The sequence below is a fragment of the Saccharothrix stipae genome, from assembly GCF_054781895.1.
Genome location: NZ_BAAGTN010000015.1, coordinates 28,218 through 47,857 on the forward strand (window position 1 = coordinate 28,218; position 19,640 = coordinate 47,857).

Annotated in this window: 19 protein-coding genes and 2 pseudogenes; 11 read left to right on the forward strand and 10 right to left on the reverse strand. The window is 69.8% G+C overall.

Features of this window, described 5'->3' with window-relative positions; genetic code table 11:
* Positions 1 to 254: 254 nt before the first annotated feature.
* The 3 genes and pseudogenes from ACYVLT_RS27555 to ACYVLT_RS27565 all read left to right on the forward strand — a co-directional run.
* Positions 255 to 1,268, forward strand: coding sequence for a hypothetical protein (locus tag ACYVLT_RS27555; RefSeq protein ID WP_461123119.1), 1,014 nt, complete (start codon positions 255 to 257; stop codon positions 1,266 to 1,268).
* Between the two features lie 373 nt (positions 1,269 to 1,641).
* Positions 1,642 to 2,127, forward strand: coding sequence for a hypothetical protein (locus ACYVLT_RS27560; protein WP_461123120.1), 486 nt, complete (start codon positions 1,642 to 1,644; stop codon positions 2,125 to 2,127).
* Positions 2,128 to 2,241: 114 nt separating this feature from the next.
* A pseudogene (locus tag ACYVLT_RS27565) lies at positions 2,242 to 2,434 on the forward strand (IS5/IS1182 family transposase); the annotation flags it as partial.
* An 82-nt stretch (positions 2,435 to 2,516) separates the two neighbouring features.
* Here the strand turns inward: ACYVLT_RS27565 and ACYVLT_RS27570 are convergent.
* A complete protein-coding gene (locus ACYVLT_RS27570) occupies positions 2,517 to 3,359 on the reverse strand; it encodes a methyltransferase domain-containing protein (RefSeq protein WP_461123121.1) in 843 nt (280 codons plus the stop codon).
* Between the two features lie 164 nt (positions 3,360 to 3,523).
* Between ACYVLT_RS27570 and ACYVLT_RS27575 the strand changes: the two genes are divergently transcribed.
* Positions 3,524 to 4,063, forward strand: coding sequence for an AMIN-like domain-containing (lipo)protein (locus tag ACYVLT_RS27575; RefSeq protein ID WP_461123122.1), 540 nt, complete (start codon positions 3,524 to 3,526; stop codon positions 4,061 to 4,063).
* Positions 4,064 to 4,409: 346 nt separating this feature from the next.
* Here the strand turns inward: ACYVLT_RS27575 and ACYVLT_RS27580 are convergent.
* Positions 4,410 to 4,687: pseudogene (locus ACYVLT_RS27580) on the reverse strand (IS5/IS1182 family transposase); the annotation flags it as partial.
* 290 nt (positions 4,688 to 4,977) lie between these two features.
* Here ACYVLT_RS27580 and ACYVLT_RS27585 point away from each other — a divergent pair.
* A complete protein-coding gene (locus ACYVLT_RS27585; protein ID WP_461123123.1) occupies positions 4,978 to 5,472 on the forward strand; it encodes a hypothetical protein in 495 nt (164 codons plus the stop codon).
* Between the two features lie 126 nt (positions 5,473 to 5,598).
* Here ACYVLT_RS27585 and ACYVLT_RS27590 read toward each other — a convergent pair whose 3' ends face one another.
* Positions 5,599 to 6,816: an SAM-dependent methyltransferase gene (locus ACYVLT_RS27590; RefSeq protein WP_461123124.1), complete on the reverse strand. Its 1,218-nt coding sequence runs from the start codon at positions 6,814 to 6,816 to the stop codon at positions 5,599 to 5,601.
* A 1,061-nt stretch (positions 6,817 to 7,877) separates the two neighbouring features.
* On the opposite strand from ACYVLT_RS27590, the gene ACYVLT_RS27595 reads away from it, so the two are divergent.
* Positions 7,878 to 8,450: a hypothetical protein gene (locus ACYVLT_RS27595; protein WP_461123125.1), complete on the forward strand. Its 573-nt coding sequence runs from the start codon at positions 7,878 to 7,880 to the stop codon at positions 8,448 to 8,450.
* A 202-nt stretch (positions 8,451 to 8,652) separates the two neighbouring features.
* Here the strand turns inward: ACYVLT_RS27595 and ACYVLT_RS27600 are convergent, their stop codons facing one another.
* Both ACYVLT_RS27600 and ACYVLT_RS27605 read right to left on the reverse strand, forming a co-directional pair.
* The gene (locus ACYVLT_RS27600) at positions 8,653 to 8,949 is read right to left on the reverse strand and encodes a hypothetical protein (protein WP_461123126.1); all 297 of its coding nucleotides are present in this window, start codon (positions 8,947 to 8,949) and stop codon (positions 8,653 to 8,655) included.
* A gap of 83 nt (positions 8,950 to 9,032) precedes the next feature.
* Positions 9,033 to 9,650 (reverse strand): VOC family protein, encoded by a 618-nt coding sequence (locus tag ACYVLT_RS27605; RefSeq protein ID WP_461123127.1) that lies wholly within the window; start codon positions 9,648 to 9,650, stop codon positions 9,033 to 9,035.
* Positions 9,651 to 10,095: 445 nt separating this feature from the next.
* Between ACYVLT_RS27605 and ACYVLT_RS27610 the strand changes: the two genes are divergently transcribed.
* From ACYVLT_RS27610 to ACYVLT_RS27630, 5 genes are read left to right on the forward strand one after another with little or no spacing between them, the layout of a single operon-like run.
* Positions 10,096 to 10,695: a DUF4178 domain-containing protein gene (locus ACYVLT_RS27610; RefSeq protein WP_461123128.1), complete on the forward strand. Its 600-nt coding sequence runs from the start codon at positions 10,096 to 10,098 to the stop codon at positions 10,693 to 10,695.
* 32 nt (positions 10,696 to 10,727) lie between these two features.
* Positions 10,728 to 11,156, forward strand: a complete 429-nt coding sequence (locus ACYVLT_RS27615; protein WP_461123129.1) for a DUF4247 domain-containing protein — start codon at positions 10,728 to 10,730, stop codon at positions 11,154 to 11,156.
* Entirely contained in the window at positions 11,153 to 11,821 is a 669-nt protein-coding gene (locus ACYVLT_RS27620) for a DUF5585 domain-containing protein (RefSeq protein WP_461123130.1), read from the forward strand. The genes ACYVLT_RS27615 and ACYVLT_RS27620 overlap by 4 nt, the downstream gene beginning before the upstream one ends.
* A 5-nt stretch (positions 11,822 to 11,826) precedes the next feature.
* The gene (locus tag ACYVLT_RS27625) at positions 11,827 to 12,249 is read left to right on the forward strand and encodes a DUF350 domain-containing protein (protein ID WP_461123131.1); all 423 of its coding nucleotides are present in this window, start codon (positions 11,827 to 11,829) and stop codon (positions 12,247 to 12,249) included.
* Positions 12,246 to 13,784, forward strand: coding sequence for a polyamine aminopropyltransferase (locus ACYVLT_RS27630; protein WP_461123132.1), 1,539 nt, complete (start codon positions 12,246 to 12,248; stop codon positions 13,782 to 13,784). Before ACYVLT_RS27625 ends, ACYVLT_RS27630 begins: the two co-directional genes overlap by 4 nt.
* A gap of 42 nt (positions 13,785 to 13,826) precedes the next feature.
* Here the strand turns inward: ACYVLT_RS27630 and ACYVLT_RS27635 are convergent, their stop codons facing one another.
* From ACYVLT_RS27635 to ACYVLT_RS27655, 5 genes are read right to left on the reverse strand one after another with little or no spacing between them, the layout of a single operon-like run.
* Positions 13,827 to 14,951, reverse strand: a complete 1,125-nt coding sequence (locus ACYVLT_RS27635) for a hypothetical protein (RefSeq protein ID WP_461123133.1) — start codon at positions 14,949 to 14,951, stop codon at positions 13,827 to 13,829.
* Entirely contained in the window at positions 14,948 to 15,616 is a 669-nt protein-coding gene (locus ACYVLT_RS27640; RefSeq protein WP_461123134.1) for an HAD family hydrolase, read from the reverse strand. Before ACYVLT_RS27640 ends, ACYVLT_RS27635 begins: the two co-directional genes overlap by 4 nt.
* Positions 15,603 to 16,802 (reverse strand): ATP-grasp domain-containing protein, encoded by a 1,200-nt coding sequence (locus ACYVLT_RS27645; RefSeq protein ID WP_461123135.1) that lies wholly within the window; start codon positions 16,800 to 16,802, stop codon positions 15,603 to 15,605. Before ACYVLT_RS27645 ends, ACYVLT_RS27640 begins: the two co-directional genes overlap by 14 nt.
* Complete coding sequence (locus tag ACYVLT_RS27650; RefSeq protein WP_461123136.1) at positions 16,799 to 18,316, reverse strand: AMP-binding protein; 1,518 nt, start codon at positions 18,314 to 18,316, stop codon at positions 16,799 to 16,801. The genes ACYVLT_RS27645 and ACYVLT_RS27650 overlap by 4 nt, the downstream gene beginning before the upstream one ends.
* Complete coding sequence (locus tag ACYVLT_RS27655) at positions 18,313 to 19,638, reverse strand: enoyl-CoA hydratase/isomerase family protein (protein ID WP_461123137.1); 1,326 nt, start codon at positions 19,636 to 19,638, stop codon at positions 18,313 to 18,315. Before ACYVLT_RS27655 ends, ACYVLT_RS27650 begins: the two co-directional genes overlap by 4 nt.
* Positions 19,639 to 19,640: the final 2 nt, after the last annotated feature.

The following is a 19,640-nucleotide window of genomic DNA, read 5'->3' on the forward strand; positions in this document are numbered from 1 at the left end:
GCCAGCTCACCGTGTTCATCACGGCAGCCGCCGCGAGCCGGGCGGCCGCTGCGTTCGTCGGCCGACCAGGCTCACGGCGTACCTCCGCGACGGAGTCCACACCACCGAGCCACTGGGCCAGGACGCCCGCGAACCCATCGTCCAGGCCATCGAAGCGGCCTGAGGCACGTTGTGCCGCTTCGACTGGCCTACCGCAGTGGGTTCGCGCATCGGTCCGGTCCGCAAGCAGGAAGCACTGACAAGGAAGGTTCGACTTGAACGTCCGCTCCTTGGCCACGACGGCGGTGCTCGCACTGGCCGCCGGCTTGCTGGTCGCCACGCCCGCTCAGGCGGAGACATCCGTTACCTTCACCCCGCGAACGATCCTGGCCCCCGGGCTCCCACCGGGTGGCGGGGTCGACCAGAACGTCACTCCCGTGGGCACCATCTCGCTGGACATGACCGCCACGCAGACCGCTTATGTGGTCTCGAAGATGCGGGTGGACAACGCCACCATCCGCAGCCTCTTCGACAACGAGGTCGTCTGCCGGGGTCCGGGCGGTTGGAGCAAGAACATGGTGATCGGGCAGAACGTGTACGACAGGAACTCGGGCTCACCGTTGCAGGACGTGACGCTCTACACCCGATTCCTCGTCCACCCCGGCGTCGCGGGCACGATCACCTGTACCGCGAACGTGCGGGGCAACTCGCTCAACGCCAACGACGCCACCTACCGGTTGGTCAGCGGGTACATCACGTTCGCCGACACCTCCGTCACCAACGCGACCAACGGGCAACCGGTGCAGTCCAGCGTGAGCGCGGGGGTGCACCGCCTCAACGCCGGCATCCCGGTGGTGCGACTGCCCGCGCTCGACCACTTCGACCTCCCCTCGACGGTGCAGGGCCTCAACGTGGTCGGCGATGTCGAACTGATGATCTGCTGGCCGAGCACCCCATGTGACAGGTACAAGACGGCAGAGGTGAAGTTCACCCTCTTCGTCAACCAGTGGAAGTCGGACGGCACACTCTGCAAGACCGACAGCAGCGTCCAGGTCACGCATGACGTGCCGTACTGGGTGCACCACAAGTACGTGCCACTCAACAAGGCGGACTTCACCGTGAGCAAGGCGCCGGGCTGCGTCCCCCGGTTCAACGCCTACGTCAAGGCCGAGTGGCTCAGCGGTGAGACCGCCGGCATCCAAGGGACGGCCGTCGGACTCCCCGACTCACGCGGCTCGACAACCACCCATGACTCCGACATGAGCCACGCATACGTCCTGCCGTATTGAGCCCTTTTCATCGTGATTGTGCAGGTCACGGCGCAGGCTGAACAAGGTGGCTGCGGGCCGGGCGAGGCTCCCGGTAAGACAGAGTCGACCAAGATCCGATGTCCCGACCGGGAGCCTCGTCGTGCTGTCCTGCCCTGCCTTGATCCGCTGTCCAACCGCACCTCCTCCACCTGCGCGATCCGAAGGCATGCTCTCGACACGCTGACACTCGCTCTACCGGCGACGACGCTTTCGAGCGGCACAGGGTTGTGGTGGCGCCGATGTGCGGCACCCGACTCGGCGAAGTGGCAACTGGGCGAATGCCTGCCGGAGCGTCGGCCGATACGCTGGAAGAGCACCGCCACCGTTCACCCGACCAGGGGAGCTTTCATTGGTGCGCTTGCGTTTTCTCGCTCACGCCACCGGTGCCGTGGTGCTGGCGGCCGTCTTGTCCGCCGCGGTGCTCACCGGTACCGCCAGTGCGTGCAGTTGTCTGCCCTATGACACCGAACCACAGCGCTACGCACGGGCCGATCACGTGTTCAGCGGCTACGTGTCCGCGTCCACCGTCCTGGAGCGCGGCAAGCCCAACTACGTCTGGGACGACCTGCGCGCGTACACCGTGCAGGTCGATCAGGAGTACAAGGGCGACGTGCCGACGACCGTGACCGTGACGACCAACTACGCCGGGTCGATGTGCGGGCTCTCGCTCTACGTCGGCGAGTCGTACCTGGTGTTCGCGTTCGGCGACTCCGCCGACGGCGAGGTGTCGTCCCACTACTGCTCCGGCACCCGCCCGGCAAACGCCGGCCCGCCCGTGACGACCACGGCGATGGCCGCCCCGGCCGCGGCACCCGCCTGCACGGCCGCCGCTGCCTGACCACCCCCGGACCGGATGTGGGTGGCCGCCACCACCCACATCCGGACATCGTGTTGCAGCGCCTCGGCGACATCCGTTCACAGCTGACGGCGACCTCGACCCCGTAGTCGAGCACGGAGCACCGCGTACGAGTACCGGTGACGAGGGCGTCGCGGTGCTCGCGGCGGGCCGTCCGTCCCTGCACGGGCTACTGGCGGCGAAGGCGGCCGGCCACTCGCATGTGATCGTGGACGGCACGCTGATCCACACCGATCGGATCTCCGTTCCTGGCCCGACCCCAGGAGTGGACTTGTGGTGGATCGGAAGGGTGCTCAGGTCGGTCGTCACAAACTGACCTTGAACACCGTTCGTCCGTCTTCGGCCACCGCCTCGACCAAGGCATTACTCGTCTAGGACTGCTTGACGGCCTGCACGATCCACGCGGCGGACGCGTAACGCACGCCGTGCTCGTCCAGGTGCCGGGCGATGTCCTCCCGTGCGGCCTGGACGACCCGTGCGCGCGCGTCCTCGTCGAGTTCGGTCAGTTGAGAGGCCTGCCGGGCGGTGATGAACGCCAACGCGTCCTCCACGTCGTGGCCGAGCCACACCGGTTCGGTGAGGGCGTGCAGCTCGACGTCCGCCATGCCCGCGCCGGTCAGCAGCGCGCGCACCCGGTCGGGGTCGCTGAGCGAGAACGGGTGCGCCCCTGTGGGCGGCGGCTCGGGCACGGGCTTGCCGGCGGCGAACAGCGTGCGGAACGTGGACGCGAACTCGTTGCGCGCCAACGGTTGCCACGTCAGCAGCGTCATCCGGCCGCCGGGTCGCAGGGCGGTCGCGATGTTGGCGAAGGCCTTGTCCGGGTCGCCGAAGAACATCACCCCGTGGCGGCTGATCACGAGGTCGAACGCGGCCTCGGGGAACGGGTGCACCTGGGCGTCGGCCTGCTCGAACGCGATGTTGGTGATCCCGTCGAGCTCGGCCCGCCGCCGTGCCTCTTCGATCATCTTGGACGACAGGTCCACACCGAGGGCGTGGGCGGCACGCCGGGCGGCGTCGCGCGTGGACTTGCCGGTGCCGCAGCCGATGTCCAGGACGCGGTCGGCGGGGTCCACCCGGGCCGCGTCGAGCAGCCGTTCGTGGTACCGGGCGGCACCTTCGTCGAAGCGGTCGGCGTGGTCGGCCCAGAAGGCGCCCTGGTCGCCGTCCCACGCGGTGAGCTGGTCGGAGTTGGTCGGATCCACCCGCACGGTCATCCGCCCGACGCTACCGCCACCCCGCGCCTCGGTGCATGAGCGGTCTCGATTCCGAAAGCCTGGCGACTGCCGCACCGACTCCTCACCTGCATCCGCACCCTGGCGGAGCACCGGGCAACTCTGGGGCCGGTCGTGCGTCTTGTGTTCAGTGGGCGGGGAGGCCCATGGTGAGGGGGAAGATCATGCGCAAGGTCTCATTGGTGGTCGTCGCTGTGCTGACGGCGATGTCGTTGGTTCCGGCGAGTGCCGGGGCCAGTGCCTGCGAGCCGGTCGACTGGGGTTCGGAGCTGAAGACCGTGTTCGACGGCACGGGCGGCTCCGTGACCGACATCCGCTCGGGACGTCACGAGTGCTTCGACCGGTTGGTGATCGACACCAACCTGGTCGAGGGCGGGTACTACGTGCGCTACACCGACGAGGTCACGTACGTCGGGTCGGGCGAGCCGGTTCCGCTGCGGGGTGGGGCGAAGTTGTTCGTGATGGCCTACACGCCGTCCTACGACGAGAACTTCGACCCGACCTACCTGCCGGCGGACCCGACCGAGGTCGTGGACGTGACCGGGTACGAGACGTTCCGGCAGGTCGCTTGGGCCGGGTCCTGGGAGGGCACCACGGACCTGGGACTGGGCGTCCGCGCCCGGTTGCCGTTCCGGGTCTTCACGCTGGCGGACCGCGTCGTCGTGGACGTCGCCCACCGCTGGTGAGGCGTGGGGTTGTCCCGCCGGGGCAACCCCACCACGCAGTGCGCGTGCCGCTCTTCTGCGGCTGCCACCTTCGGCCGCGTTGCTAGCCTCTGGAGATCAGACGTGGTATCACGGGGTCGACGTGCAGAACGAGTTCTGCGGACATGCGCGGAACGTGGTCGAGGCCGGGATCATCTCGGGTGGCGTGCACATCAAGATCCCCGAAGCTGTTCGGCTGCCCGTCGCAGGTCGTGCACCCGCCGTCGCACCGCAGTCGGTTCGGCGTAGGGGTGCACGAGGACCGTCTCGGCGAACGGGGCGAACCAGTCGTGCGCCGATGGGAGAATCCTGCGGCGTACGCCCGCGCCAGGACCGCGAGCGGGATGCCGCCGTCGGTCAGGACGTGGTGCTTGGAGCCCGGTCGGGCGCGGTCGGCGGGACTCGGTCCGCTTTGGGGCCGCGTCGTGCGGTCCGCACGTGCGAGGTGTCGATCACGGCACGGTCCCGGTCCAGCCTGCCCGCCGAGTGCAGCTCCGCGAGCAGCACCTCGTGCAGCCGCGACCAGACGCCGGCCTCGTTCCGGGTCCTGCGCGGCACCACCGGCAACAACGGCTCGATCCGCTCCCACAGATCGTCGGAGACGATCCACGGCGGCGACTCACCCCTCCTCACGACCGAACATGATCCACACCGGACACGCCCGATGACTTCCGGTTCCTGATTCGCGACCGGTCCGGCCAGTTCACCACCTCGTTCGACGTGGTCTCACGGGTATGGGTGCACGAAAAGTTTCGCACCGAACAGGTCGATCCCGCGGTTACCCCTGAAAGGGGCCGGATCGTCCCGGTTGTTTCCGTCCGATCGGCTTACAGCCAAGTTCCGGGCCGTCTGCGAAGGTTAGGCGCAACGCCGGCCTCGTCACCAGGAGTGAGCCCATGAGCTCGATCAACCGATTATCCCGACGCCTGACCGCGTTCTTCGCCGTCACGCTCGCCGTCCTCTTGGGCACCACACTGACGGCCGTGCCCGCGCAGGCCGCTTACGGCCCCGCGCAACCGATCTACATCCAGTTGCAGCGCACGTCATCCGGCTACACGACCCAGGTCGGCAGGCTGGTCGGTACGCTGCGGTTCGACGACGGCAACTCGCTCTACCGGCTGGACGTGACGCTGTGCCGGCAATCCAGCTACGTCGACACGACTCTCTCGATCAGCGTCAACAACACCTTGCATCAGCGGATCTCGCAGCGGGATGAGACCCTGCGCCCGGACGTCTGCGGCGGGCACGGCATTTCCGGTGTGATCAACGCTGATTTCGCGTACAGCGGCACCATCTACAACATCGGTATCGGCTACCAGGGAATCCACTTCGACGGCTCGACCGCCAGGCCGGTTGGCGGGGGCGCGTTCTACGACAGCCCGTTCAACTAGGACCGGTCGCGTTGCGACTGTCTTGGGGGCAGATCGTGCGGGTCATCATCTGATCAGGGCGCAGGTCGACCCGCTGAACGGTGTCGAACGGTCCTCGTTCGTCCACGATGGTCTGTCGCACGAGGTCTACTTGGCCGGGCGGGGCCTGCCGTGGTCGTCACGCACGAAATGCCCGGACTGCACCTGGATGTCGCGGGGTTCGCCCGGCGGCTGATCGACGCGGGTTGCACGACCTACCTGCCGTCGTCGGTCGGCCGACCGGGCGAGCCGCACGGCGGCGCGGCGGTCCGGCGTTCCGTGGCGCCCGTCGACCGGGCATTCCTCGCGGCACTGCTCAACATCCGTCGACGGCGGCCGATAGCCGGTCATGCGGGCGTAGTGCACGGTGCGACCCAGCGGCCACGCCTGGTGCAGGAAGATGCGTTGCCAGGTGTGGGCGAGCACGGGGCCGAACTCGGCGCGCAGACGGTCCATCCGAGCGGCCATGACCGTGCCGGTGTCGCGCCAACTGGGCCGGTAGGACTCGGTGAGGTCGGTCAGGCGCAGGTCGGTCAGCCCGGCTGCGCGCAGGGCGTCGCGGTAGTCGGTGGCCGGGCGGAAGCGCCAGGTGAACCGGGCCGCGAAGTCGTGCAGCAGCGTGCCAGGCCGGCTGAGCACGGGGTCCATGAGAGTGAGCGCGGCACCGGGCTTGAGCAGCGCGGCCATGGCGCGGAAGCCGCCGGTGAGGCGGTCGGGCGGGAAGTGCCCGACGACCTCGATCGCGGTCACGCCGTCGGCCCGCCCGACCAGGTCGACGGTGGCGGACGGGTCGAGGACGTCGGCGACCCGGACCTCGACCCGGTGGCCCACACCCAGGCGGGCGGTGATGCGGCGCGCGACCTCGGCCTGCTCGGGGCTCAAGGTCAGGGTGACCACGCGGGCGGTCGGGTGGGCCAGCGCCAGGCGGGCGGCGGAGTTCCCCCGGCCGGTGCCGACGTCGACCAGCAACAGGTCGCCCGACGCGGTGGCCAGCGCGGGTTCCCAGGCCAGGTCGACGGTGTTGACCTGGGCCGCGGCCAAGCGGGTGACAGGGTCGGGCAAAGCGCGGTGCCCGGCGTCGTAGACGCCGAAGCTGAGACTGAGCCAGGCGTGGCGCATGATCCGGCCCCAGGTGTCATAAAACTCCACCGGACCGCCGAGCGCACGGCCCAACAGCGGTTTGGCCATGCTTGTCAGGTACTGCCGCCGCAGTTCGGCCGGGGACTTCGCGCGGGCGAGGTCGGCGTAGTACTCCTCCTCCACCGCGTCACGCGCGTCGATGAACACGCGAGCGAAGGCCATCTGATCGGCAAGTCGGTCGGACACGTTGGCAGCCTCCCCGTCGTGACTGTGTCGCCCGACAGCGAACTACATCTGAGGTTGACCCGTTTGACGGACAGGGCGAGGATCACCCGGCACCGTCCCGTCCGGCATCGTGGATCGGCTGGTCGCCCGCGGCGAGTTCGACATCGCCGACGAGATCCGTCACCGACCGGTCCACGTGTCCGTCCGCCACGATCGACCGCTGCCCCAGCCCCGAACCCGGCCGCGCCGGGTGGTAGGCACGATTGGTTTCGTGACGGACTCCGGGACTGCCGCCTACGACCGCTGCGTCGATCTGCCGCCGTGGGTGGCCGAAGCGGTCGGGGCCGCTCGCTCGGTTTCGCGTACTCGTGCCTGCCCGAGCAGGGCCGGTTGCCGCGGGTGCTCGCGGGTGGTGTCGGCGCAGGGGTGATCGGTGAGACCGGGACGGGCCGCGGCGTGGGTCTGGCCTGGTTGGCATCCGCCGCGCACCCGAACGCACGGCTGGTCAGTGTGGAACGTGACCGGGCACGGGCGGAGACCGCCGCCGGGGTGTTCGCCGACGAGTCGCGGGATCCACGTGCGTACCGGAGACTGGTCGGAGCCGGCCGACACCGCTCGACCTGTTGGTCCTCGACGGCGGCGGTCAGGGCAAGGGCGATGAGCGGCCACTGGACCCGGGGGGACGATTGTCGCCACCTTCCTGGGGTGACGTTGACGCAAGCCTCACGCTGCACCCGAATTCGACAACCGTCGCGCCCGAGCGGTGCTCGCCTACCTCCGCGACCGCTGAGCAGCGTTGACGAAATCCGGAACGGCGGTGTGGGCGGGACGAAAGCCTCTGCTCAGTCATGCCGTCCACGTCGACATCCCGATGGAGCCGGGTCGGAGGTTGGGCGGCGTCCGACCACAGGCATGATCGGACGGCTGCACGTCGACCTTCGCGTATGCTCCTCCCCCGTTGACCTCGGGAGTCGAGTGTGTCCAGATGGCTCGTAGTGCCGGCAGCCGTTTGCCTGCTGGTGGCGTGTTCGACAACCCAGGAGGTTCCCCCACCAGCGTCACCCGTACCGTCCTCGACCTCGGTGACGGACAAGTGGAACGCGTCGGAGCGCAAGGCGAAGGCCGCGCTCGCAGCCAAGGACGCGCTCGCACCCAACGGCCCGTGGAAGGAAGACCGGCCGATGACCGAACAGCGGGGCGTCCCCGAGGTCCTGCGACTGTGCGGGCCGGTCCAGGTCGAACAGGGCTGGATGGTGACCGAGGGGCGGATCTGGGTCGGAGAGCTCATGGACGCGAGCCAGTACGTGCACGCGCTGTCCGACGTCAAGCCGCGGGATCTGGTCGAGGAGATCCGGACGAGGGCACGTGATTGCCCGCAGTACGCGCACCGCGACGGCATGCCGGAACGGGTCGTGCACCCCGACGCGGACGTCCCCGCACCCTCCGGTCTCGACGACTTCTACGCCTACTGCGAGACGGCGAACGACCGACTACCCGGCATGCAGCACTGCACGGCGATCATGGCCCGCGACGACCTGCTCGTCACCACCCACAGTTGGGGGTACAAGGCCGACATCAGGGCCGCACGCGCGGAGGTCCTGGACCGGTTGCGGCGGGTGGTTCCTGTCGTGGCCGACGCGGTACTCGCAGCCTGACACCGACGGGCGTGGCCGCGCACCGCTCATCACCGGGTCCTGTCGCAATTTGTACGCAGTGTCAATGCGAGGAGACGCCTCCGCGTCGAGCATCTCCAAGATCCGCTCGGTGACCTCCTGCGGCGCCGCCAGAAGCGCCGGGTCGAGATCCTCGAAGGCACGCCATATACAACGAACTGCGACTGGAGTACCAGGCCACTGCCTAGACCAGTTCCTCCCGGTTCACGTCCAGGTTGCGGAACTGGACCGGGCCGTCGCAGAGCGCGGCCATCTCTTTGGCGAACCGGTCGGTCTCGGGTCGGCCGGAGTTGCGCATCGCTTCCTCGTAGGAGGGGAACTCGATGATCTCGACATAGCGGTTCGGCCGGTCGTGGTCGGCGGTCAGCACCGCCCTCGTCACGGTCGACTCGCCGCCGCTCTCCTCACGCCACCGGTCCAGCAGGCGGCTGATCTCCTCGGGCTTGTGGGTCTCGTACTCGATCAGCTGGATGAACTTCATGACCGTCTCCCATCCGCAGGGGACCCCTCGGTCCACCAGGATGCGCCCTCCGGCTCAAGGTCGCATGCGGCCGTTGGTCTCCTTCATCGAAGCTCGGTACTGCCCCTCGGGCCCTGGACTCGGACGACGAGGGCGGGCTTCGGCCCTTGACGGATCTCCACCCGGGCGCCGAGGGCGTGCAGCGGCCCTGCGAGCGACGCCGGGTCCGGATGCTCTACGTGCAAGGACTCCAGAACGAGCCCCGCGGGTGCCGAGGCCGCCGGGTGGTGTGGAGTGTCGCTCCAGCTGATCAGGAACGGGATGACGCCGGCGGTCAGCGCGTTGCGCGTGAGGTGCCATCGCAGCAGGGTGCCGGTCGGCGTGAGTCGGTGGCCCTCGATCACGTCGCCCGGGTCGAAGCCGTTGGCGCGGGCTTTGCCGAGAGCGTCCGCGATGTCGTCGCAACCGAGAGCCCAACCCACCAGGCCGCCGCGGGTGATGCCGTCGACGCCGTACGGCCGCGGACCGGAGGGGTCGGGTTGGGCGGGATCAGGGGCGACGATCTCCAGATACGTCTCGGGCCCCAGGGCGAGCAGCTTGTTGTGGGTGCCTTGGCCAGGGTGCTGCCCGCCGCCCTCCGCCTGCACACCAAGGTGCCGCTCGAGGTCGGCCACCGCGGCCTCGAGATCCGGTGCGGCGTAGATGATGTGGTCGATTCGCATGGAAACCTCACGGTTCGCTTCGAGCCCGTAGCCGACATGGGGTGCGGACTTCCAGGCCGATACCGGGATCGAACCAGTGACCTCTCCGGCGTGAATGAAGCCATTAAAAATGCCCTATCAGCGAAAACAGGACTTCCGCAGGAAATGTGGAGATTAAGAGCCGTTGAATGCGGTTCAACGCTGTTGAACGCGCCCGACGGCTTCAATTTTACTCCCACAGCGTGCTCCCATGTGCTCCGCAAAGCACCGCAGGAACCATGCGGTGGGGTGTGCCGCGCTTCCAGCAGCGTGGTGACGCCCCGTGAGCCGATGAGCACGACCCCGTCGAGGTCGACCACCAGCGCGTCGAACTGCCGGGCGTTGACTTTGCGGGATCGGGTCCGGCAGTGCTGTGCGATGTCTTATGGTGTGAGCCGCTGAGTCGGATCTTGGTAGGGGGTCTTTGGTGGACGGGCTTCTCGTCCTGCTGCTCGTTGTCGTCGTGGCGGCGGTAGGGGCGGTGGCTGTCGGGCTGTGGCTGCGCAAGCGGAAACCGGTGGTGGTCAAGGCTCCGGTGGATCCGTACGCGGACAACGATCACCACGCGATCCATGGTGACCCCCGCAAGCTCAAGGCCGGTGACCTGGTCGAGCTGCGCGGTGAGTCCTACGTGGTGCGGGGCAGTCTGCGGCTCGACGAGGGTGGCTGGTCCTGGTCGGAGCACCTGTTGGAGCAGACCGACGGCGAGCGGGTGTGGTTGTCGGTCGAGGAGGACCCGGAGCTGGAGCTGGTCAGCTGGACCGAGTTGGACGTCGACCTGGTACCGGGGCCGAAGACCCTTGCGCACGACGGGAAGCAGTACCGCTCCGACGAGTCGGGCAAGGCCGAGTTCCGCAGTGAGGCGACGACCGGGCTCGATGCCGACGGCGTCGTCAAGTACCACGACTACACCGCCGGTGACTCGCTGTTGTCCTTCGAGGCCTACGGCGAAGCCGGCTGGGAAGCGTCCATCGGCGCGAAGCTGTCCACCTACGACGTGCGCATCTACCCGGTGAGCTCCGAATGAGCGACGAACGCGACGATCGCCTGACTCCCGCGGTGAGGAAACCGCGCTTCTGGTTCTGGACGGCGGGCATCCTCGGCGTCGTCGCCGGGGTGATCGCCATCGCGATACTCGCACGCGGGACGACTGTGCGTGACCACGTCGACAGCACCTACACCCGCGCGGCGAACCTGGACCGGGGCGAGGAGATCGCCTTCACCAGCCCGCGGGCACCGAGCCTGGTGGCCGCGGACATCATCGGGCGGTGGAAGCCGGTGTCGCAGTACGCGGACGCGAGCGGGGTCTACCTGCGGTACAACGACGACATGGTGCTGGTCCGTCCACAAGGGACCGGCAGTGTCATCCGGATCGACGACGTGGACCGCGCCTACCGCACGTACCACTCGTCGGTGGGTGGCAACTGGGGCTGGACGTCCGGGCACGGGGAGTCGTTCCGGGGACGGGGTCCGGGGGCGGGCAAGTGAAGAAGGCGATCGTCTGGGTCACCGTCATCGCGGTGGCCGTCTTGATGGTGTCCGTGGAGTCGGGTTGGTGGTCGTCGAGCGACAACGACACCACCATCCCGACGCTGTCGGACGCCGACGGCAGGGACCTCGTCAGCAGGCTCGCGAAAGCCGAAGCGGCACAGGGCGTCTGCTACGGCTGGGTCGTGTACGACGGCTCGGGCGATCCGGTCACGTCCGGTTCGAGCCGAGGCGTCGGCGTGTCCGCCGAGAAGTGCGCGCGGTACGCGATCCTGGTCAGCACGATCACCTACACCCCCGCGTCGAGCGAGTCGGAGGACTCCGCCTCGGTGAGCGTGCGCACCTCGAGCGGCCTGCCCGCCCTGACCTCGTCGGACCTGTCCCGCGTGGGCGTGGACACGGCCGCCCTGCTGGCGGAGCCGACCACGACGACCGCCTACGGCGCACTCGCGCTCCCCTTGCTCCTGACCGAGAAGGGCGATGTCGCGCCCTTGGCACCCGAGGTGGCAACAGCGCAGGCCGCCACCCCGATCGGGCGTCCGGGCTCTGACTTCGCCGCCAGCCACCGCGGCGCGATCACCGCACTGTCGATCTTCGGCGGAGCTGCCCTGATCGGTCTCGTCGTCGGATTCATCCTGCGCCGCAAGCGCGGTCAAGAAGGGTAGTCACCGTGTCCGACCTGCTCAACGGACTGCTCGGCACGCTGGCCTACGGGGCCGTCGGTCTGGTCCTCATGACGCTGGGCTTCGTGCTCGTCGACGTCGCCACACCCGGCAAGCTGCGGGACCTGATCTGGGTCGAGCGCAACCGCAACGCCGCGGTCCTGCTGTGCTCGGGCCTGCTCGGCATCGGCATCATCCTCACCACCGCCATCGTGATCAGCGACGACAACGTCGCCGTCGGGCTGCTGAACACCGCCGTGTACGGCGTGATCGGCCTGGTGCTCATGAGCCTCGCGTTCGTCGTGATCGACCTCGTGACCCCGGGCAGTCTCGGCGAGGTCATCTCCACCGAGGAGGGCCACCCGGGGGTCTGGGTCTCGGCCACCGCGCACGTCGTCGTCAGCGTGATCATCGCCGCCACCATCTCATGACCCGCACCCGGTCGGCCAGGATCGCGCTGCTGGCGACCGTGTTCGTGTGCGCGGCGTGCGGGCTCGTCTACGAACTCGCCCTCGTCGCGCTCGGCAGCTACCTGATCGGCGACACCGTCGGGCAGGCGTCGATCGTCGTCTCACTCATGGTGTTCGCCATGGGCATGGGCGCGCTCTTGGCGAAACCGTTGCAGCGCAAGGCCGCGGTGGCCTTCGCCGCGGTGGAGTTGGTGCTCGCGCTGCTGGGCGGGCTGAGCGTCTTGCTGCTGTACGCGGCGTTCGCCTGGCTCAGCCTCTACACCCCGGCGCTCATCGCGATGGCGCTCGTCCTGGGCACGCTCATCGGCGCGGAGATCCCGCTGCTGATGGAGATGCTGCAGCGGATCCGCCGCCAGGAAGCGGGTTCGGCGGTCGCCGACCTGTTCGCCGCCGACTACGTGGGCGCGCTGCTCGGCGGGCTCGCGTTCCCGTTCGTGCTGCTCCCCCTGTTCGGCCAGATCGAGGGCGCGCTGGTGGTCGGCATCGTCAACGCCGTGGCGGGACTCGGGCTGGTGCTGACCGTGTTCCGCACCGAACTGGGCGACAAGGCCAAAGCCGTCCTCATCGGCTCGGCCGTGGCCGTCGGCGGCGTGCTGGGCGGCGCGTACGTCATGGCCCAGGACTTCGAGGTCACCGCCCGCCAGGCCCTCTACGCCGACCCGGTCGTGCACGCGGAACGCACGCCGTACCAAGAGATCGTGCTGACCGAGTCGGTCCCCCTGACGGGTGCCCACGACGTGCGGCTGTTCCTCAACGGCGACCTGCAGTTCAGTTCGGTCGACGAGTACCGCTACCACGAGGCGATGGTGCACCCGGCGATGTCCGGCCCGCACGGCCGCGTGCTCGTCCTCGGTGGCGGCGACGGTCTCGGGCTCCGCGAGATCCTGCGCTACCCCGACGTCGAGCGGGTGACCTTGGTCGAGTTGGACCCGGCGATGATCGACTTGGCTCGCACCGACTCGCGACTGACCTCGCTGAACCGCAACGCTTTCGCCGATCCGCGAGTGGTCGTGCGGACGGAGGACGCCTTCACCTGGCTGCGCGGCGCGGCCGACCGGTACGACGTGATCATCGTGGACATGCCGGATCCCGACTCCACCGCGACGGCCAAGCTCTACTCGCTGGAGTTCTACGGCCTGGTCGAACGCGCACTGGCCCCCGACGGCCGGATGACGGTCCAGTCCGGCTCCCCGTACTTCGCCCCCAGCGCCTTCTGGTGCGTCGAGAACACGCTGCGTGCCGCAGGTCTGAAGACCGTGCCGTACGAGGTGTCGGTCCCCGCGTTCGGCGAGTGGGGATTCCACCTCGCCGCCCGCGAGACCACACCGTCGCTCGCCCTGCCGTCCGGGATGCCGCTGCGCTCGCTGGATCCGGCGACGCTGGCGGCCGCGGCCGTGTTCCCGCCCGACCGCCGCAACCCCGGCGGACTGGCGGTGTCGACGCTGATGGACCCCGTCATCCTGCGCTACGCACAGGAAGAGTGGACCAACTACTGAGGCTGACCGCTCACCGCCGCGGGGCGGTGGGCGTCACGCCGCTCATCCGAGCACGCGGATCCGGTAAGCCTCGAACCGCTCCCCGATCTCGACCGCGCGACCTTCCGCTTCGGCCAACGGCATCGACCGGCACTCGTAGCCCAGTTCCGCCGTCAGCACGGCCATCGTGGACGGCTCGAAGTGGACCGTGCCGTCCGGCTCGATGGACGTGATGCCGTCCTGCACCTGCCCGCTGAGGTTGATCGCCGCGGCCTCCTGCGGTGACATGCCGTCCGGCAGCGCGGTGCGGATGCGGCCGTCCGCCACGGCCACGGGGTAGCCGCCGGCGAGGCCACCCGGTCCCGGCGCGTGGACGAGCGCGTCCCGGCCGTCCGCCAGCGGTTCCAGCAGGCTCAGCCCGGACGCGGCGGTCATCGCCTGGCCGGGCATCCCGCCAGTGCGGCGGTACTCCAGCGGAAGGCTCTTGAGCAGCGACGCGACATCCAGGCGATCGGTCACGTCCGCGCCGCCGTGCGCGATGGTCAGGCCCATCCGGGCCGGTCCGGAGTCGCCGGCGCGGGACAGCCGGTGCGACACGTAGTGGTGAGCCACAAGTCGGACGTCGACCTCGCGCACCGGCACACCGAGCCGGTCGGCCGCGGCGACGCGGATGCCGGGCACGTTGTTGGCCACGTTGCCGATGCCGACATCGGGTGACAGGCCGACCGCGTTCAGCACCGGGTGCACGGCATCCGGGTAGGCGGCGTTGACCACGACCGCCCGGCTGCCCGCCAGCCGCACCGCCCGCATGGCCTTGTGCACCGGGACGAGGTGCATCGGCAGCCAGGGGCCGTAGTTGGCCGCGTACAGCCGCTGGAACGCGTCATGTGGCAACGTCGTGATCACCCACCACGACTGGAAACTCGCCGCGAGGAACAGCACGTCCGGGTCGAACGCGGCGATGCACTCGGCGGTGCGCCCCACGTCGTGCAGGTCCGTGGTGGCGTAGTCGACCGACGCGCCATAGCCGCGTTGCAGGCTGCTGAACCGGGTCAGGTTCGTCGCCCGCAGGGTCGCGTCCTCGTCCCGGCCGACCAACCGCACGTGCCGGTCGCCCGGACCGTGCGCCAACTCGTGGAACACCCGACGGCCGAGGTCCCCGGCGCCCAGCACCATCACCTTGCTCATGACGGACTCCCCCCGTGCACCAACTCGGGCAGGGCGTGCATCGACGAGAACGTCGGCACCCCTGCCCGGTGCGGCGCTTCCACCGGAACGACGTTGAACTGCAGCACCCGCATGCCGGCCGACAGGGCGGCGTCCACCCCGACCAGGCTGTCCTCCACCACCACGCACCGGTCGGCGGCCACGCCCCGGTCCCGCGCGGCCCACCGGAACAGCTCCGGGTCCGGCTTCCACGCGTTGACCTCGTAGGCCGAGTAGAGCCGGTCGCCGAAGAAGCCCAGGATGCCGCAGTCGGCCAGCCGCTTCTCGATGATCTCGCGCGGGCTGTTGGACGCCACGCACAGCTCCACCCCGACCCGCCGCAGGGCGTCCTCCACCCCGGGCACGGGTTCGAGCGTGCCCCCGATCAGCTCCTGGCACTTGGCCCGCACGATCCGCACCGCGTCGGGCGGCGGCGGGCGGTGTGCCATCTCCGCCAACAGGTCCAGGCACTCCTGGACGCGTTTGCCGGAGAACAGCGCCGACGCCTGGTCGGGCGTCAGGTGCACACCCATCAGCGTGCCGACGTAGGCCAGCGCGCCGTCCTCCGCGTCCTGGGTGTCCACCAGCACGCCGTCCAGGTCAAGGATCAGCAGGGCCACTTCAGACGTGCGGTCACTCGTAGCCAACCCAGTCCACCTCCTCGATCGTGGCGATCGCCTCCGCCAACTGGTCGTGGCTGTCCACGTGGCCGGAGACCGACGCCACGTGGGAGCGGGTGCCCAACCGCCAGTCGACCGACGTGCCGGGCGTGGACAGCACCATCACGCGGTCGACGTCACGGGTCCGGCGCAGCCGGGCCACGCCGTGCAGGGACCGCACCCGCTTGGCCGACAACGGCGGGATGACGAGGTAGTTGAACGCGATCGGCCCGTCGTAGCGCGGCTCCAGGTCGAACGCGACGTCGACCGCCGACCGGACCGCGACCGCCGCCGGGTCCGAGGTGGACGAGCGCACCGCGAGGTCGTCCACCCACGCGCCGAGCCGGCCGTTGACCTCGATCACCCGCGGCCCGGACGGGGTGAGCTTGATCTCCACGTCGGCGACACCGCGCCGGATGCCCAACGCGTGCACCGCCCGGCACGCCAGCTCCTCGATCGCACGCACCTCGTCGGTCGGCACGACGGACCGGCCACCGTACCCACCGCGTTCCCGGAACGGCTCGGCCACCGAGAACTTGCTCGTCACGAACACCGGCCGCACCAGGTCGCCGGTGGCCACGCAGTCCACCGCGATGTAGTCGCCCCACGGCTCGTCGGTGGGTCGGCCGACCAGGAACTCCTCCAGCAGCACGGAGTCCTCGGTCGCCAACGCCTCGGTCACCCACTCGCGGCACGCGTCCGGGGTGTGCACGACGGTGGTGTTGCGGCTGCCGGCGCCGAGCACCGGTTTGATGATCGCGGGCAGGCCCACGTGCCCGATGGCCTCGTCGACCTGGTCGGCGGAGGTCAGCGTGCGGAACCGGATCGCGTCCACGCCCGCCTCGGCGAACCTGGCCCGCTGCCGGTCCTTGCGGGTGATGGCCTCGATGTCGGCGGCCGAGTGGTAGGGCAGGTCCAGCGCCTGCGCCAACCCGACCGCGGGCACGAGCTGCCGTTCGCTGAACGTGACGATCCCGTCCGGCCGGTGCGCCTTCAGCTCGGTGACCGCGTCGACGGGCACCACCGAACCGAGCAGTTCCAGCATCGGCCGCATCTCCCGGCCGTGGTCGGAGTCGGCGACCGCGAACACCAGCTCGCAGTCGATCTCCCCGGCGGCCTCGGCGATCCGGGACGGCGCGAGGCTGCCGGTGTCGTAGACCACTACGAGCTTCACCGCAGCACCTCCGTGAGCTTGGCCCGGTCGGTCTTGCCGTTGTCGTTGAGCGGCAGGACGTCCAGGTGGCGGACCCGTTCGGGCACCATGTGCAGCGGCACCTGGCCGCGCAGCCACCGGTCCAGGTCGGGTCCGGGCACGGGACGGCCGGTGTAGCCCGCCCACAGCCGGGTCTCACCGGCCACGGTCACCGCGACCACGCCGGCCGACACGATGTCCGGGTGCCGGAACAGCGCGGCCTCGACCTCGCCCAGCTCCACCCGGTGACCCATGATCTTGACCTGGTGGTCGAGCCGGCCCCGGTGCACCATGTCCCGGCCCTCCCGGCGGATCCGGTCGCCGGTCCGGTACCAGTGGTCGCGGGTCAACGGCGTGGTGCCGTCGTAGACGACGGCGGGCGAGCCTTCCTCGTAGCGCACGAAGCGGCCGACGTTCTCCCGCGGGTCCAGGTAGCCGTCGAACCGCTGGGGGCCACGCAGGCACAGTTCGCCGTCGTCGGCGGGCAGGCCGTCGTCACCCAGGATGACGCCTTCCGTGCTCGGGTACATCCGTCCGATGGGCACGGTCGCGGCGCGGGCCCAGGCGTCGCGGTCGGCGAACGGGACTCGGTACTCGGTACAGGTGATCGTGCACTCGGTCGGCCCGTAGAGGTTGTGGAACGCGCTGTCCGGCGCGACCTCGTGCCACATCTCGGCGTCCTGCACGGTGACCGGCTCCGCGCCGAACAGGCTGTGCCGCAGCGTGTCCACCCGGCCGCGCGGGAGGTTGCCCACCTGCTCGGCCACCCGGATCACCGACGGCACCGAGAACCAGTGCGTGAGCCGGTTGCGGACGATGAAGTCCACCGGCCGGTACAGGTCCTCCTGGTCGGGCACCACGAGCGTCGCGCCGGCGCCCCAGGTGACGAACATGTCGAAGGTGGAGGCGTCGAACGTCAGCCCGAAGACCTGTGTCAGCCGGGAGTCCACGTCCACGTCGTAGCGCTCGATGTTGTAGCCGATGTACGGCGCGATGCCGCGTTGCAGGATCGGCACGCCCTTGGGCTGCCCGGTGGAGCCGGACGTGAACAGCACGTACGCCTCGAGCTCGGGGTCGGTGGGGATGTCGGGCAGCTCGCCGTCGCCGACCGCGTCCAGCGTGATGACGGTGGGCCGGAACCGCTTGGGCAGCGCGGAGAACAGGTCGACCCCCGGCTCCACCAGCGCGACCTCGACCCCGGCCCGTTGCGCGATGTCCAGGTTGCGGTCGCGGGGGTACCGCGGGTTGAGCGGCAGCACGCCGGCGCCGACGCGCTGGATCGCCAGCCAGCCCGCGTAGGCCCCGAAGTTCTTCGACGTGACCAGGGCGATCCGGGTCGGTGTCGGTCCAGGCAGCGCGGTGATCGCAGCGGCCAGGGCGAGCGCGCGCTCTTCCAGCCCGGCGTAGGTCTGCTCCTCCTCGCCGATCACCAACGCGGTCCGATCAGGGAACTTCCGTGCCGCCGCGTCGAACCACTGGTACAGGACCTCGCTCACCGCTTCCCTCCCCCGTGCCGGGTGATCCACGTGCGTTCCAGGTTCGCGACCAGGTCGGGGCTGTGCAGCAGCCGTGCCTGCTCCAGGGCGTACCAGGCCATGTACTCGCGGAACCGGGACTCCGGCTCCTCGAAGCGGCGAAGCATCCGCCGGTTGGCCAGCACGGCGGGGTCGGCCAGCGCGACGGCGGCCGCCGTGGTCCGGCCGGCCAGCTCGTCGGTGTCCACGACCTCGTCGCACAACGACCAGCCCTCGGGCGTCCCCGCGTCGACCCGCCGGTCGCGGAAGATCATCTGCCGGGCGAGGCGGGGCCCGGCCGCACCGGGCAGCCGCAGGTTGGCCGCGCCCGGGATGATGCCCTCGCGCAACGCGGGCAGCGTGAAGTACGCGCCGCGTTCGGCCACCACGTGGTCGAACACCAGCAGCAACTGCGCGCCGCCGCCGATCGCGAACGTGTCCACCACGGCGATCCACGGCTTCTCCACCGGCTCCGGCAGCCAGCCGTCCCGGTCGGTGACCAGCCCGCGCACGATCTTGTTGATGTAGCCCAGTTCCCGGCTCAGGAAGAAGTCCAGCAGCGAGATCTCGCCCTGGTAGAGCCGGGTCAGGTTGATGCCCGCGCCGAACACGCGCCGCCCGGCGTACCGCGGGTGCGTCATCGCGCCGCCGCGCAGCACGCCCACCTCGGTCGCGTCGTCCAGCAGCACGAGGTCGACCGCGACCTCCAGCGCGGCCACCACGATGTCGTCCTCGGCGTTGAGGAACGGCAGGTTCAGCAGCGTCACCTCGGACACGCCGTCGACCCGCCGCACGGTGACCACGCCGAGGTCGACGAACCCGGTGGCGCGGAACGCGGGCAGCGCCACCATCGCCTGCGGGGTGGGTCTGCGCATGGACTCGACCAGGTGCTCACCCGCCGTCGCGTCACGCAGCAGGCCCCAGGAGAAGATGCCCAGGTCGACCTCGCGGCCCTCCTTGTCGGCCTGCGGTAGCACGCGTTCGCGTTCCCGCTGCGCCTTGGTCGGCACCAGGCCCGGCCACAGCTCGGTCGCCTGGTCGACCAAGTCGTGCAGGCCCAACGGCGCCCGGCCGCCGTCGGTCAGCTCGGCGTGCACCCGCCCGGCGTGCCGCTCGACGAACTTCCGGCGCACCAGGCGCGCGGCGTCGGTCACGGTGTCGGCCGCGCGCCGCTGGTCCGGGTCGCGTTCCGCCTTGGGCGGCAACGCGGCCAGCTCGTCCTCCACCCGGGACAGGAACGCCGTCACGGCGCCGCCGTCCTCTTCGAAGCCACGACCGAGCGCCGGCGTGTCGTCGATTCCCACCG

Bases quoted from the DNA above. Each gene is read 5' to 3' on its own strand.
- ACYVLT_RS27570 (WP_461123121.1), bottom strand. From the start codon at position 3,359: ATGACCGTGCGGGTGGATCCGACCAACTCCGACCAGCTCACCGCGTGG.
- ACYVLT_RS27575 (WP_461123122.1), top strand. From the start codon at position 3,524: ATGGTGAGGGGGAAGATCATGCGCAAGGTCTCATTGGTGGTCGTCGCT.
- ACYVLT_RS27585 (WP_461123123.1), top strand. From the start codon at position 4,978: ATGAGCTCGATCAACCGATTATCCCGACGCCTGACCGCGTTCTTCGCC.
- ACYVLT_RS27600 (WP_461123126.1), bottom strand. From the start codon at position 8,949: ATGAAGTTCATCCAGCTGATCGAGTACGAGACCCACAAGCCCGAGGAG.
- ACYVLT_RS27605 (WP_461123127.1), bottom strand. From the start codon at position 9,650: ATGCGAATCGACCACATCATCTACGCCGCACCGGATCTCGAGGCCGCG.
- ACYVLT_RS27630 (WP_461123132.1), top strand. From the start codon at position 12,246: ATGACCCGCACCCGGTCGGCCAGGATCGCGCTGCTGGCGACCGTGTTC.
- ACYVLT_RS27635 (WP_461123133.1), bottom strand. From the start codon at position 14,951: ATGAGCAAGGTGATGGTGCTGGGCGCCGGGGACCTCGGCCGTCGGGTG.